11 protein-coding genes are annotated in these 14,113 nt (G+C 72.2%); 5 read left to right on the forward strand and 6 right to left on the reverse strand.

The genetic code is table 11. The features are described from left to right. Positions 1-152: 152 nt before the first annotated feature. From ACESM1_RS07650 to ACESM1_RS07660, 3 genes are all read right to left on the reverse strand, one after another. A complete protein-coding gene (locus tag ACESM1_RS07650; protein ID WP_372619109.1) occupies positions 153-1,265 on the reverse strand; it encodes an efflux RND transporter periplasmic adaptor subunit in 1,113 nt (370 codons plus the stop codon). 75 nt (positions 1,266-1,340) lie between these two features. Continuing rightward, the gene (locus tag ACESM1_RS07655; protein WP_372619110.1) at positions 1,341-1,970 is read right to left on the reverse strand and encodes a TetR/AcrR family transcriptional regulator; all 630 of its coding nucleotides are present in this window, start codon (positions 1,968-1,970) and stop codon (positions 1,341-1,343) included. 131 nt (positions 1,971-2,101) lie between these two features. Next, positions 2,102-3,697 carry an ABC transporter substrate-binding protein gene (locus ACESM1_RS07660; RefSeq protein WP_372619111.1) on the reverse strand — a complete coding sequence of 532 codons (1,596 nt, stop codon included), beginning with the start codon at positions 3,695-3,697 and terminating at the stop codon, positions 2,102-2,104. 153 nt (positions 3,698-3,850) lie between these two features. Between ACESM1_RS07660 and ACESM1_RS07665 the strand changes: the two genes are divergently transcribed. The 3 genes from ACESM1_RS07665 to ACESM1_RS07675 are packed head-to-tail and all read left to right on the forward strand — an operon-like array spanning position 3,851 to position 7,083. Further along, positions 3,851-5,068 (forward strand): mandelate racemase/muconate lactonizing enzyme family protein, encoded by a 1,218-nt coding sequence (locus ACESM1_RS07665; RefSeq protein ID WP_372619112.1) that lies wholly within the window; start codon positions 3,851-3,853, stop codon positions 5,066-5,068. Positions 5,069-5,125: 57 nt separating this feature from the next. Beyond that, positions 5,126-6,097, forward strand: coding sequence for a Bug family tripartite tricarboxylate transporter substrate binding protein (locus tag ACESM1_RS07670; RefSeq protein WP_372619113.1), 972 nt, complete (start codon positions 5,126-5,128; stop codon positions 6,095-6,097). Next, positions 6,097-7,083, forward strand: a complete 987-nt coding sequence (locus ACESM1_RS07675) for a D-2-hydroxyacid dehydrogenase (protein WP_372619114.1) — start codon at positions 6,097-6,099, stop codon at positions 7,081-7,083. Before ACESM1_RS07670 ends, ACESM1_RS07675 begins: the two co-directional genes overlap by 1 nt. A gap of 9 nt (positions 7,084-7,092) precedes the next feature. Here the strand turns inward: ACESM1_RS07675 and ACESM1_RS07680 are convergent, their stop codons facing one another. The 3 genes from ACESM1_RS07680 to ACESM1_RS07690 are packed head-to-tail and all read right to left on the reverse strand — an operon-like array spanning position 7,093 to position 11,901. Further along, on the reverse strand, positions 7,093-8,070 hold the full coding sequence (locus ACESM1_RS07680; RefSeq protein WP_372619115.1) for a Bug family tripartite tricarboxylate transporter substrate binding protein: 978 nt from the start codon (positions 8,068-8,070) through the stop codon (positions 7,093-7,095). Beyond that, the gene (locus tag ACESM1_RS07685) at positions 8,070-9,821 is read right to left on the reverse strand and encodes a hydantoinase B/oxoprolinase family protein (RefSeq protein ID WP_372619116.1); all 1,752 of its coding nucleotides are present in this window, start codon (positions 9,819-9,821) and stop codon (positions 8,070-8,072) included. The genes ACESM1_RS07680 and ACESM1_RS07685 overlap by 1 nt, the downstream gene beginning before the upstream one ends. After that, positions 9,814-11,901 (reverse strand): hydantoinase/oxoprolinase family protein, encoded by a 2,088-nt coding sequence (locus ACESM1_RS07690; protein WP_372619117.1) that lies wholly within the window; start codon positions 11,899-11,901, stop codon positions 9,814-9,816. Before ACESM1_RS07690 ends, ACESM1_RS07685 begins: the two co-directional genes overlap by 8 nt. A gap of 378 nt (positions 11,902-12,279) precedes the next feature. On the opposite strand from ACESM1_RS07690, the gene ACESM1_RS07695 reads away from it, so the two are divergent. Both ACESM1_RS07695 and ACESM1_RS07700 read left to right on the forward strand, forming a co-directional pair. After that, positions 12,280-13,068: a hypothetical protein gene (locus ACESM1_RS07695; protein WP_372619118.1), complete on the forward strand. Its 789-nt coding sequence runs from the start codon at positions 12,280-12,282 to the stop codon at positions 13,066-13,068. Next, on the forward strand, positions 13,068-14,096 hold the full coding sequence (locus tag ACESM1_RS07700) for a TauD/TfdA family dioxygenase (protein ID WP_372619119.1): 1,029 nt from the start codon (positions 13,068-13,070) through the stop codon (positions 14,094-14,096). Before ACESM1_RS07695 ends, ACESM1_RS07700 begins: the two co-directional genes overlap by 1 nt. Positions 14,097-14,113 lie beyond the last annotated feature (17 nt).

A 14,113-nucleotide genomic window follows, 5' to 3' on the forward strand; every position in this document is an offset into this window, starting at 1 on the left:
CCTTCAGCGTGAAGGAGGGATCCTCGGCACGGCCAAGCTGCTGCCAGGCGCCGGCGCCGAGCGCCGCGAGCAGGATCATCGCGAAGAGCGTCAGCGCGCCGTTGCGCACGCCCCAGGCGGAGAGGTTGAAGCGGGCCATTGGCGCTCCCCCTTCAGCGCAGCGAGGCGGAAAGCCGCGTGGAGACCACGCGGACGCGGCTGGCGGGATCGAGCAACTGCGGCCCGAGCGCCACCACCTGCTCGCCCGGCGCGAGCGGGCCGCTGACCTGCACGGTCTCGGCGCCGAGATGGCGCACCGCGACCGGCACCGCCTCGACGCGGCCTTCCGGCAGGACGCGCCAGACCATCGGCCCGGCGCCGCGGTCGTGCAGGGCGGAAAGCGGCAGGGTGGCGACCGGCGCGGCCTCGCGCGCCAGCCGCACCGTGCCGGTCATGCCGAGGGCGACCCAATCGGGCGCATCGGGCAGCGAGAAGCGCACGGCATAGGTGCGCAGCGCCGCATCGGCCTGCGGCGCCACCTCGCGCAGCGTGGCGGCGAGCGGCGTCTCCGGCCGCGCCCAGAAGCGCGCCTCGGCGGCGGCGTCGCGCAGCGCGGGCAGCGTGGCCTCCGGCACGCGGACCACCAGCTCGCGCTCGCTCGTGTCGGCCAGGCGCAGCACCGCCTGGCCTTCCGTCACCACCTGGCCGGCCTCGGCGAGCAGGGCGGCGACGACGCCATCGCTCGGCGCGCGCAGCGTGGCGTAGGAGAGGCGGTTGCGCGCCAGTTCCAGCGCGGCGCGGGCGCCGACAACGCGCTCCGCCGCGGCGCGCGCGGCCGCCTGGCGCTGGTCGTCGAAGGCGGCCGCGACATGGCCGGCCGTCAGCAGGGAGCGGGAGCGCGCGGCATCGTTGGCAGCCTGGCGGGCCTGCGCCTCGGCGCCGGCGAGATCGGCTTCGGCGCTGCGCAGCGCCAGGGCGAGGTCGGCGGGGTCGAGCCGGGCGAGCTCCTGGCCGGCGACGACGCGCTCGCCCAGCTCCACCAGCCGGGCGGTGATGCGGCCGCCGGTGCGGAACCCGAGCTCGGCCTCGTGCCGGGGGCGGACGATGCCGGTGTAGGCGGTGCCGGCCTCGGCAGGGGCGAAGGCGACCTGGGCGACCTGCACGGGGCGGGGTTCGGGGGCGGGCGTGGCCTGGGCCGCCGCCGGCGGCTCGGCGCGGCAGGCGGCAAGCAGCGGCAACAGCAGGAGCAGGGCGGGAGTGCGCGCAGCACGGACGAGGTGGCGCATGGAGGGGCCTCCGGTGCAGGAGGCACTATCATGACTACCGACTGATGAAAGTCAATAACCGTCAGTTCGGAGCCTTCAGGGTCGGAGACCCCGCAGCAGCAGCGCGATGATGGTGTCGAGCTCCCCCGCCATCTCCTCCTCAGGCGTGTTGCGCCCGACGCATTCGCAGATCATCACGGGGTGCATGAAGGCCATCACGGCCTGCTTGACCGCCTTGGCCGTCGCCTCCGGATCGAGTTTCGCGAAGGCACCGCTGGCCATGCCGTCCATCAGCACGTGGCGGACCGCGGTGGTGGTGGCATGGATGAAGCGCTCCACCACGCCCCAATGCTCGGCCATGGCGGCGGTCACCATGTCGTGCAGGCGGCGCTCCGAGAAGAACAGGGCCAGATGGCGGCGGTGCAGCGTGCGGAGCAGCGTGGCGAGGCGTTCCTCCGGCGGCCCCTCGCCGCGGGCAATGGCCCAGATCTCGGCCTCCAGCCCGCCCAGCATGCGGGCGGCGATCGCCTCGTTGATTGCGCTCTTGGAGGGGAAGAAGCGATAGACATTGGCGGGCGACATGCCGAGCTCGCGCGCGATGTCGGCCACCGCGGTCTTCTGGTAGCCCATGGTGCGGAACAGCCGCTCGGCGGTGTCCTCGATGCGCCGCTTCGTCTCCTCGGGGGAGGCGCCGCGCCGGGGGGGCGCTTCCGTGCTCGTGCTCATAAATTATGATATATTCCCTCAGTCGTCAGATTGCCATAAACTTTCGCGACGGGGGGCGGCTGTGGCCATCGGGGTTGCGGCGGCCATGCCCGATCCGTTCGGCAGTGCGCAGGATGCCTGCGGCGGGTGGGTCATCGTGTGGCGGCTGGGCGCATGTCGAGCGCCAGCGTCTCCTCGTCCATCCGCGCGGTGAAGGACATGCGCTGCGCCTGCACCGCCCAGACCGCGGACAGGTTCACGACCGGGATGATCGCGTTCTCGTCCATCGCGGTGCGGATGCCCTGCTCGACCAGGTTGCGCCGCTCCGCTTCCTCCAGCGCGTCCAGGCTGGCGCGGGTGATGCGGTCCACCTCCGGGTTGGAGTAGCGCATCCGGTTGAAGGTGCCGAAGCGCGGATCCACGCCGCGGCTGTGCAGCAGCGCGGCGAGCATGTAGGTCGCATCGCCGGTCAGCGTGCCCCAGCCATTCATCGTCAGGCTGTAGTCGCCACGCGTGAAGTTGGTGAAGTAGACCGAGGCCGGCAGTGCAATCACCTCCGCCGTGATGCCGATGGAGGCCAGCGACCGGCCGAGCGCGGCGCAGACCTGCGCATCGCCGGCGAAGCGGTCGTTGGTGCAATGCAGCTGCACCCGGAAGCCACGCGGATAGCCGGCCTCGGCCAGCAGGCGGCGGCCCTCGGCGGGGTCGTGCCGCAGCTGGCCGGCCCCGCGCGGCACGCCGAAGAAGGAGGTGGGCAGCGGCGTGTCCGCCGGCTCCGCGAGGCCCTGCATGACGGTGCGTGCCATGCCGTCGCGGTCGATCGCGAGTGACAGCGCACGCCGGACCCGCACGTCGCGGAACGGGTTCTGCGCGAGCGGGCGGCCTTCGTTGTCGGTCACCAGCGGTGATGTCTCGCGCCCGTCGGGATGCAGCAGGAACACCTGGATTGAGGGCACCTGCAGCACGTCCACGCCCGGGGTTCGACGCAGCGCGGTGACGCTGGGCGGCGGGACCTGGTTGATGAGGTCCACACTGCCCGCGAGCAGCGCGGCGACGCGTGCGCTGTCGCTGGGGATCTCGCGCAAGGTCACGCGGTGGAAGTGTGGCTTCGTGTCGCCCCAATAGGCGTCGCTGCGTTCCAGCACCAGCTCGCCGCGCGGCGCCCAGGTGACGTAGCGGTAGGGTCCGGTGCCGATCGCCGCATCGCCGGAGCGGAAGGTGGGATTGCTGCGCGCCTGCACGATGAAGACGCGATCGAGTTCCGCAAGCAGCGTCGGCGCCGGGGCATGCGTGCGGAAGCGGATGGTGTGCTCGTCCACCACCACCGCGGCGGCGATCGAGCGGACATAGGCGGCGAGCCCGCCGGTGCCGGCCACCACGGTCGGGATGCGCGCCACGGAGAATTTCACGTCCTCCGCCGTGAAGGGCGTGCCGTCGTGCCACGTCACGCCGCGGCGCAACCGGAACTCCCAGGTGGTGCTGTCGATGCGCTGCCAGCTTTCGGCGAGGTTCGGCTGCAACTCCATCTCGGGGCCACGGCGGACCAGGGCATCGAAGATGTTGCGCAGCGCCGATGCGTGCTGGCCGGCCGAGGAGACATGCGGGTCCATCGAGAGCGGGCCGGCCCGCACGCCGACGGTCGCATCCTGCGCGCGGGCCGGGCCGCCGAACAGCAGCGCCGGTCCCATCACGACCATGCCGAGCAGGCGGCGCAGCGCCATCATCCGCCGGGGGTGGGCATGGTCCATCGTGGCTCTCGCGCTGCCGTGTGCGGCGCGACACTACTGTCGGCATGGCGGCGCCGACAGAGAGAAAGCGGGTGCCGGCCATGCATTGACAGTGCCGCCCGGCGGCGGAGAGTCGGACGGGGTACGACGCCCGCACCAGGAGCCAGGTCCGCGATGTCCAAGCTGTGCTGCGTCCGCACCATCCGCATCGCGGAGCGGCCGAACCTAGTCTGGGTGGAACTCGAGACCGATGAGGGGTTGACCGGGCTGGGCGAGAGCTTCCGCGGCGCGGAGGCGGTGGAGGCGGTGATCCACGAGCAGGCCGCGCCCTGGCTGCTCGGCCGCGACAGCCGGCGGATCGAGGCGATCTCCCGCCACCTGACGACGCCCTATGTCGGCTTCGGCGCGGCGAGTGCCGAGCTGCGCGCGGCCAGCGCGGTGGACATCGCGCTGTGGGACCTGGCCGGCAAGCGCCATGGCATCCCCGTGCATGAGGCGCTCGGCGGCGCTGCGCGCAGCGAGATCCGCAGCTACAACACCTGCGCGGGCTACGCCTACAACAGCGGCAACAAGGGCGGCGGCGCGGCGGGGCGACGCGATGTCGCGGGCGACGAGGCAGCGGTCGGCCCCTATGACGACCAGGTCGCCTTCATGCGCGACGCCGGCGCGCTGGCCGAGAGCCTGCTCGCCGAAGGCTTCACGGCGATGAAGATCTGGCCGTTCGACGGCTACGCCGCTTCGACGGGCGGGCAGATGATCGCGCTGGCCGACCTCAAGGCGGGGCTGGAGCCGTTCCGCAAGGTGCGCGCCGCGGTGGGCGACCGGATGGAGCTGATGGCGGAGCTCCACAGCCTGTGGAGCGCGTCGGCGGCCGAGCGGATCTGTCGCGCGCTGGAGGATGTCGGCGTCTTCTGGGCCGAGGACCCGATCGGCAAGATGAACGACTTCGGCGCGCTCGCCGATCTGCGCCGCCGCACCCGAACGCCGATCTGCGGCAGCGAGACCCTGGGCGGGGCGGTGAGCTACCGGCAGATGCTGGAAGCCCAGGCGGTGGACATCGTGATGCTCGACCTCGCCTGGTGCGGCGGGTTGACCGAGGGGCGCAAGATCGCCGCGCTTGCCGAGGCCTACGCCAGGCCGCTGGCGCCGCATGACTGCACCGGGCCGGTGACGCTGATGGCGGGGCTGCACCTGGCGCTGCACGCGCCGACCGCGATCTTCCAGGAGGTGGTGCGCGCAACCCTCGCGACCTGGTACCGGGACCTGGTGACCGGGCTGCCGGTGATCCGCCAGGGCATGGCGCAGGCGCCGACCGCGCCGGGGCTCGGAACCTCCTTGCTGCCCGGGGTTGCATCGCGCAAGGATGCGGTCGTGCGGGAAGCACGCGGGTAGATGATCTTGCGAGAGGCACGCGGGTAGCAGGCGCACCCGCACCGGAGGAACCGTTTCATGCAACGACGCAGGTTTCTGCAGGCCGCGGCCGGCGCGCCGCTGGCGCTGGCCGCGCCCGCGCTGCACGCGCAGGAATTCAACCAGACGCTGCGCATCATCGTGCCCTTCGGGCCGGGCGGCACCAGCGACATCCTGGCCCGCCTGATCGCGCAGCCGCTCTCGGCGCGGGTCGGCCAGAACGTGATCGTCGAGAACCGTCCGGGGGCCGGCGGCAATATCGGCGCCGACCATGTGGCGAAGAGCCGGCCGGACGGGCACACCATGGTGCTGCTCGACATCTCCGCGCTGGCGACCAATCCCTGGCTGTTCGCGCGCATGCCGTTCGACCCGCTGCGCGACCTGGCGCCGGTGCAGATGGTGGTCTTCGCGCCCTACATCCTGGCGGTGAACAATGCGCTGCCTGTCCAGAACGCCGCCGAGCTGGCGGCCTATGCCAAGGCGAATCCGGGCAGGCTGAACGCCGCCAATTCCGGCACCGGCACGCTGACGCACATCGTAGCCCTCTCGCTCGCCAACCATTGGGGCGGGGCGATGGAGCATGTGCCCTATCGCGGCGGCGCGCCGGCGCTGCTTTCGCTGGTGTCGAACGAATCCAACCTGACCATGGCGGGCGCCACGCAATCCATGGCCTATGTGGTCAATGGCCAGATGCGCGGCATCGCCGTGACCGGCCCGCGCCGCTTCCCCAACCTGCCGAACCTGCCCACCTTCCGCGAGCTCGGCTGGCCGGAGCCCGATGCCGGCACCTGGCAGGGCCTGCTGGTGCAGGGCCAGACGCCACCCAACGTCGTCGCCCGGCTGGAGCGCGAGGTCGCTGCGGTGCTGAACGAGCCGGCCGTGAAGGCGCGCATCGCGCAGATCGGCGGCGAAGTGCAGGCCGATGGCGCGGCCGCCTTCCGGGCGCGGCTGGTGGCGCAGACCGAGAGCTACGGCCGGATCATCCGCGCCAACAACCTGCGGATCGAATGATGCTGCGGCGGACGGTGCGTGTGCATGCGCAGGTAAGCCCGGATGCCGGCACTGCGCCGCAGTTCACCGAGGACCGGATCGCCGCGGCGCTGGCCGATCTCGGCGGCGCCGTGCAACTCAGCCACGGCGGGACGGCGGAGGCGTTCGAGGCGGCGCTGACTGAGGCGGAGGTGCTGTTCCTCACCGGCCAGGCGCCGCTGCACGACCTGTCGCGACGCGCGCCGAAGCTGCGCTGGATCAGCTGCACCAGCGCGGGCGTCGAGGGGCTGCTGAAGCTCGATCTGCCGCGGCAGGTGGTGCTGACCAATGCCAGCGGCACGCATGAGCCGAAGGCGGCGGAGTTCACGCTGACCGCCGTGCTGATGCTGAACAACCAGCTGCCGCAGCTGATGACGGCGCAGCGCGCGCATCGCTGGGCGCCGCGCCCGGCCTCCGTCGTGGCGGGGAAGACCGCGCTGATCCTCGGCATGGGCGCGCTCGGCGGCGCGGCGGCGACGGCGCTGAAAGCCCAGGGCATGCGGGTGGTCGGCAACAGCCGCTCCGGCCGGCCGCATCCCTCGGTGGATGTGATGACGGCGGGCGACGGCTTCCGCACGCACCTGCCGGCGGCCGATTTCCTGGTGATCGCGCTGCCGCTGACGCCGGAAACGCATGGGCTGATCGGCCGTGCGGAGCTCGACCTGCTGCCGCGCCATGCCGGCGTGGTGAATATCGGCCGCGGCGAGCAGCTCGATGCGGTGGCGCTGGCCGCGAAGCTGCGCGAGGGCAGCCTCGCCGGCGCCGTGCTGGACGCGCTGCCGCAGGAGCCATTGCCGGAGGACAGCCCACTCTGGGACACGCCGAACCTGGTGGTGACCGCGCATTGCGGGCTCTATGACCCGGTGGCGTATGGCCCGCGCTGCCTCGATCTGTTCCGTGCCAATCTGCGCCGATTCCTGGCCGGCGAGGCGCTCCACCAGGTGGTGGAGCGCGGCCGCGGATACTGAGCTGGCGGGTCAGCCGACGGTGATGTTGGCCTCCCGCACCACCTGGCCCCAGAGCGCGATCTCGCGCTGCAGCAGATCCGCCAGCTCCGCCGGGGTGGAGTGCTGCGCATCGCCGCCGGCGCGGGCCAGCGCGGCCTTGGTCGGCTCATGCGTCAGCGCCGCGCGCGTCGCCGCGGCGAGGCGGGCGATGATCGGCTCCGGCGTGCCCTTCGGCGCGAAGACGGCGCCCCAGGTGCCGGCCACGTAGTTGGCGACGCCCGCCTCCTGCATGGTCGGCAGTTCCGGCACCAGCGCGTGTCGCTGCGCGGCGCAGATCGCAAGGCCCTTCACGCGGCCGCCGCGCAATTGCGGCACCAGGGAAGGCAGGCTGTCGAACATCGCGTGGATGTTGCCGGCGACGAGGTCGTTCATCGCCGGCGCGCCGCCGCGATAGGGCACATGCGTCAGCTTCACGCCGGCGCGCAGGTTGAACAGCTCACCCGCCAGGTGCAGCGAGCTGCCGGTGCCGCCGGAGCCCCAGGTCAGCTCCCGTTGCTTCGCCAGGGCGATGAAGTCCTGCACGCTGTTCACCGGCAGCGTCGGATTCACGATCAGCGCCTGCTCGATGCGGAAGGTGACCGAGATCGGCGCGAGATCCGTCGAGGGATCGAAGTTCATGTCGCGGAACAGGTGCCGGTTCACCGCCACCGGGCCGTTGCTCGACAGCACCAGCGAGTAGCCGTCCGGTGCGGAGCGCACGATGTTCTCGATGCCGAGATTTCCCCCGGCGCCGCCGCGATTCTCGACCACCATCGGCTGGCCGAGCAGCTCGGTCATCTTCTGCGCGTAGATCCGCGCAACAATGTCGGTGCCGCCGCCGGCGGGGAAGGGCACGACCAGGCGGACGGGCCGGCTGGGATAGGCCGCTCCTGCCGCCCCTTGGGCCAACGCCGGCGCAGGCAGCAGGGCCGCGGCGAGCAGCGCACGGCGTGGGATCGTGAAGGTCATCAGCGGTCCTCCCAGTTCGCAAGAGCCTGTTGCACATGGGCGACGCCGTAGTCGCGTTCGGCGGCGTCCCGGGAAACCTTGCCATCGAGGATGTCGGCGGCGAGCGCATGCGGGTCGCGCTGGGAGGGCGCGCCGAAGCCGCCGCCGCCCGGCGTCTGGATGCGCACCGCCTCGCCGGCGGCGAGCGGCAGCGCGGTGGTCGCGGTGGGCAGCGGCTTCTCGCCCGGCGTGCCGGGGTTGTGGCGCAGCCTGGCGAGACCGCCGGGCAGCCCGCCCTCGCAGCCCGGCGCGTCGGTGAGGTAGCCTTCGCCGCGCGCGGTCAGCAGCGAGCCGTCCACCCGCGAGGAAACCTGCCGCGCGAGCCCCAGCCCGCCACGCCAGCGGCCGGCGCCGCCGCTATCCGGCACCAGCGCATATTCGTCCACCAGCAGCGGGTACTCGATCTCCAGCGCCTCGGCCGGCAGGTTGGAGGAATTGACGGTGTGTACCTGCGCGGCATCAGCGCCATCGGCGCCGCAGGTCGCGCCGATGCCGCCGGCCAGCGTCTCGAGATAGACATAGGGGCCGCCGTTGCGGCGCTCCCCGGCAACCAGCAGCAGGGGGACTGAATCGTGGCTGGCCGCCATGCGCCGCTCCGGCGGCACGGCGCGGTTCATCGCGTCGAAGATCGCGCCGGCGGCGCGATTGCAGGTGATCGCGCGCACCGCGGTGGCGGCCGGGAAGCGCGGGTTGAGGATGCTGCCTTCGGGCGCCGAGAGGCGGATGCTCTCGAACAGGCCACTGTTCGCCGGCAGGTCGGGATCGAGCAGCGCCTTCACCGCGTAGTAGCAGGTGGCTTCCAGCGCGACGCCCGCGACGTTCATCGCGCCGCGCGCCTGCGGCGCGGAGCCTTCGAAGTCGAGCAGCAGGTCGTCGCCTTTCACCGCGACACGCACGGCGAGGCGTATCCTGCCGCCGCCGGGCAGGCCATCGGAGTCCATCCAGCGCTCGCCATGCCACTCGCCATCCGGCATCGCGGCGATGCGCGCGCGCAGGCGGCGGGCGGTGTAGGCGATCAGGTCGTCGACCGCGCGCTCGACCTTGTCGATCCCGTCGGCATCGACAAGGCGCAGCATGAGGTCGGCGCCGCGGCGGTTCACGGCGATCTGCGCGCGAAGGTCCAGCGTGCGCTCGATCGGCTCGCGGGAATTGTGCGCGATCAGGCGGAGCAGGTCCTCATCCACCTCGCTTCCGCGGCCTTCCGGCCCGACTCCTCCCCGCGCGATGCGCATGACGGGGATGCGCAGCCCTTCCTCGAAGATGCTGCGCGCCGATTGCGACATCGAGCCGGGGTAGGGACCGCCGACATCGGAGTGGTGGCCGGTGTTCACGGCGAAGAACACCACGCGGCCATCGCGGAAGATCGGGGTGACGATGGTGATGTCAGGCTGGTGCGTGCCGCGGGCGAGGAAGACGTCGTTGCAGACGAAGGCGTCGCCATCCTTCATTGCGCTGGCCGGCGTGTGTTCCAGCACCGACCGCACCGCGCCGAGCAGCGAGCCCAGGTGCAGCGGCATGTGGGCGGCCTGCGCGATGCAGCGCCCGCGCACGTCGAACATGCCGACCGAGCAGTCCTTGCGCTCCTTGATGTTGGTGGAGAAGGAGGCGCGGATCAGGATGTGCCCCATCTCCTCGGTGATGGAGAGCAGGCGGTTGGCGAAGACCTCCATCGCCACCGGGTCGGCGGCCGGGGCCTGGTGGGTGTCAGGCATGGGCGGTCGCCTCCTGCGTGGCGGCGTTGCGTGCGGTCTGGCGCAGCACGATGTTGCCATCGCCGTCGAGCTCGACGAGCTGGCCGGGGAAGGCGACGGTGGTTGCGCTCATCTCCTCGATCACGGCGGGGCCGGTGAGGCGCGCGCCGGCGGGCAGCCTGTCGCGGTCATAGACCGGCGTGTCGCGCCAGCCGATCTCGCGATCGAAATAGACCCGCCGCTGGCCGATGCGCGCCGCCTCCGGCGAGCCCTCGGAGGGCGGTGGCTCCGGCGCGCCGCGCGGCACGCGGCCCAGCGCGGTCAGCCGGCAATTCACCAGCTCCACCGTGCGCCCGGGGATCGCATAGCCATAGGTGCGTTCATGCTCCATCGCGAAGGCCTCGCGCAGCGCGGCGAGATCGAGCCCGCCTTCCGGCAGCTTCACGCGTACCTCGAAGTTCTGGCCATCGTAGCGCAGGTCCACGGCGCGCGCGGCGTCGCGCTGGGCCGGCGGCACGCCTTCGCCTTCGAGCCAGGATTGCGCTTCGGACGCCATCTCGCCGAACAGCGCGCCGGCGCGCGACCAGCTTGCCTCGTCGAGCGGCGCGATGGCGGTGCGCACGAAATCCAGCGCGATGTCGGCCAGCAGGATGCCGCGTGCGCACATCGTGCCCGGCTCCCGCGGCACCACGACGACCGGGATGCCGCATTCGCCTGCCACCTCGGTCGCGTGCAGCGGGCCGGCACCGCCATAGGCGAACAGCGCGAAGCGTTCCGGCGCATAGCCGCGCTCCGTCGTCACGCCGCGGATGGCGCGGCCCATGTTCGCCACCGCGACGCGGATGATGCCGAGGGCTGCTTCCTCCACCGGCAGGCGCAGCGGCGTCGCGATCTTCTGCGCCACCGCCTGGCGCGCCGCGGCGGCATCCACCGGCATCGCGCCGCGCAGCAGCGCCACGGGATCGAGGCGCCCGAGCACGATATTGGCATCTGTCAGCGTCGGCTCCGTACCGCCCTTGCCATAGGCGACCGGGCCGGGATGCGCGCCGACGCTGCGCGGCCCCACCTTCAGCGCGCCGCCGGCATCGATGAACGCCACGCTGCCCCCACCGGCGCCGATCACGTCGATGCCGATCGCCGGCACCTTCACCGGATGCCCCGCGACATCGCGTGCGGAGGTGGAGGTCGGCGCGCCCTGCGCAATCACCGAGACGTCGGTGGACGTGCCGCCGACATCGAAGGTCACAACATCGCGGAAGCCCGCCGCGCCCGCCACCACCGCCGCGCCGATCACGCCCGCGGCGGGCCCGGAGAGGCAGGTGCGGACCGGCGCCGCGCCGGCGGTCGCCACCGACATCAGCCCGCCATTCGAATGCACGGTGTAGGGGCCCGGCACGATGCCGGAGTCGCGCAGCCGCGATTGCAGCCGCTCCAGGTAGCGGGCCATGCGCGGGCCGACATAGGCGTTCATCACCGTGGTGGAGAAGCGGTCGAACTCGCGGAATTCCGGCAGCACCTCGGCCGAGATCGAGAGATAGGTGTCCGGCGCCACGCGCTGCAGCACGCGCTTGGCGGAAAGCTCGTGCCGCGGGTCGCGCCAGGCATGCACGAAGCCGACGGCGATCGCTTCCACGCCCTGCGCCAGCAATGCGCGCGCCGCCTCCTCCACCTCCGCCTCGTCGAGGTCGCGCAGCACGGTTCCCTCGGCGGCCATGCGCTCGGCGATCTCGATCCGCCGCCGCCGCGGCACCAGCGGCTCCGGCCGCTTCACCGTGTAGTCATACAGGTTGGGCCGCGTCTGCCGGCCGATCTCCAGCACGTCGCGGAAGCCCCTGGTGGTGAGAAGCCCGGTGCGCGCGCCGCGGCGTTCGATCACCATGTTGGTCGCCACCGTGGTGCCATGGCCGAGGAACACCACCTCGCCGGCTGCGCCCTGCGCGCGCGAGAGCAGGCCGAGGATTCCCGCCTCGATCGCCTCGGAGGGGTCGTGCGGCGTGGAGGGCACCTTGTGGAAGGTGATGCGCCCTGTCGCCTCGTCCACCAGGGCGAGGTCGGTGAAGGTGCCGCCGACATCGAGGCCGATCCGCAGCCTTCGCGCCATGAGGATGCTCCGCGATCTGTCGGAAGGCAGCCTCGCACTGGCCGCCACCTGCGTCGAGACGCAACCGGCTGCATTTCGAAATATGGTCCGGCGCGGGCGGTTGCCGCGCCCCGTGCCGCTGGCTACCGTCCCGCGGGTAAGGAGGCCACAGGATGCCGGAGCGTGCCGGTGCTGATTGCGGGCGGCGGCCCGGTGGGATTGAGGCTCGGCAGTGATCGCGCGCATCGTGAAGTGCCTGCTGGAGGCGGTGCGGTCCTGCGGCGCGCCGGGGCTGGTGCTGGCACGGCCGGATGGGCATGTCTGCCGGCGCGGCAACAAGGATCCTGCCGATGCGGCGTGCATCGCCGCGCGGCTCACGGGAAAGGACGGAGTAGCAGGATGGCGGTCGAATACGCCCCGCGCGGCTTGCTCGGCGTGCTGACGCCGCAGGCGAACACCACGGTCGAGCCCGAGCTGATGGCGCTGCTGCCGCCCGGCGTCGCCATGGTGAATGCGCGCATGACCTCCGCGAAGACCACCATCGTTGCGCGGTTGCTGGACTACCTCGCCGCGCTGGAGGCGTGGTCGGACCAGTTCGCCAATGCGCCGGTCGGGGCGATCGCGTTCGCCTGCACCGGCGCCTCCTACTACGCCGGTGTCGCCGAGGAGGAGGCGGCGGTCGCGCGCATTTCCGCGGCGCGCGGCGTGCCCTTCATCACCGCCGGCCATGCGGTGCGCGATGCCTTCCACGCGCTCGGCGCGAGGCGGATCGGCCTGGTCAGCCCCTATCCGCAGGACCTGACCGGCGCGGCCGCCGCCTATTGGCAGGCGATGGGCTTCGAGGTGGTGCGCATCTCCGGCTCCGCGCTGGAGGATGGCGGATTCCACCCGATCTACGCGATGAGCGGAGAGGGCGCGCATCAGGCGCTGATGGCGCTGGACCCGGCGGGGTTGGATGCCATCGCGATGCTCGGCACCGGGATGCCGACGCTCGCGCCGATCCAGCGCACACCGTTCCATGGCGGCGTGCCGGTGCTCTCCTGCATGCTGGCGCTGGCTTGGCGGAGCGTCTGCGCGCTGGATGGCGCGGCGCCGAGCGGGGAGAACCTGCTTGCGTGGGTGCGCGGCGAAGGCTGGGGTCGGCGCTACCTGGCCCGACGCGTGGGCGGTGGCGGGAGGCCGGATTGATGAACCCGATTGGCGGGCGCGCCGCCTGGACCGGCGCGGAGCTGGCGCGGGATGCCGGCTGGATCATGGCGCTGCCGGACGGCGCGGCGGAGGAGATCGACGCCGCGCTGGCGGCTCTGGGCGGTCGCGCACCGCCCGGATTCGACGCGCGCGATTTTCCGCTGCCGCGCACGGCACCTTTCCTGGCGTCGGTCGCGCACGAGTTGGAGAGCGGCCGCGGGCTGGTGCGCCTCATCGGCCTCGACCCGGCGCGCTACACGCAGGCGGATCTCAAGCGCGTCTTCTGGGGGCTGATGTGCCATCTCGGCACGCCGCTGCCGCCGAACACCAGCGGCGAGATCATCGCCGAGGTGAAGGACGAGACCGGCACCGGCGCCGCGGTGGCCAGCGGCACGGCCCGCGCGCGCAGCCGCTCAACCGGCCCGCTGCGCTTCCACACGGACAAGTGCGACCTGCTCTGCCTGCTGTGCGCGTCCAACGGGATCGCCGGCGGCGTGTCCCGCATCGTCTCCACCGTGGCGATCCATGACGCGATGCTCGCCCGCCGGCCCGACCTGCTGGCGGTGCTGCATGCGGATTTCTGGCGCGCCCGGCCGGCGGATGAGGAGGGCGCGGGCATGGCGACCCGGCCCTTCCCCATGCCGGTCTTCGCGCGCGGCCCGCAGGGGGATTTCACCAGCCAGTACAGCCGCACTTATGTGGAACTCGCGCAGGGCATGCCGGGCGTGCCACCGCTGACGCCTGCGCAGATCGAGGCGATGGACCTGCTGGCGGCCCTCGCCGAGGAACTCTGCCTGGAGATGCCGTTCGAGCCCGGCCAGATCCAGCTGATGAACCAGCACGTCACCTATCACGGCCGCACCGCCTATGCGGATGGCGCCGGCGGGCGGCGCAACCTGCTGCGGATCTGGCTGTCGAGCCCGATCAGCCGTGCCCTGCCGGCGGGCCATGCCGGCCAATGGGGCGATGTGCGCGCCGGAGCGCTGCGCGGCGGTGCCATGCCGGGGCGCAGCGCCTTCGCCGGCTGAGGCGGGGGACGGGGCGC

It is taken from the genome of Falsiroseomonas sp. (assembly GCF_041690465.1).
Classification (GTDB): domain Bacteria; phylum Pseudomonadota; class Alphaproteobacteria; order Acetobacterales; family Acetobacteraceae; genus Falsiroseomonas.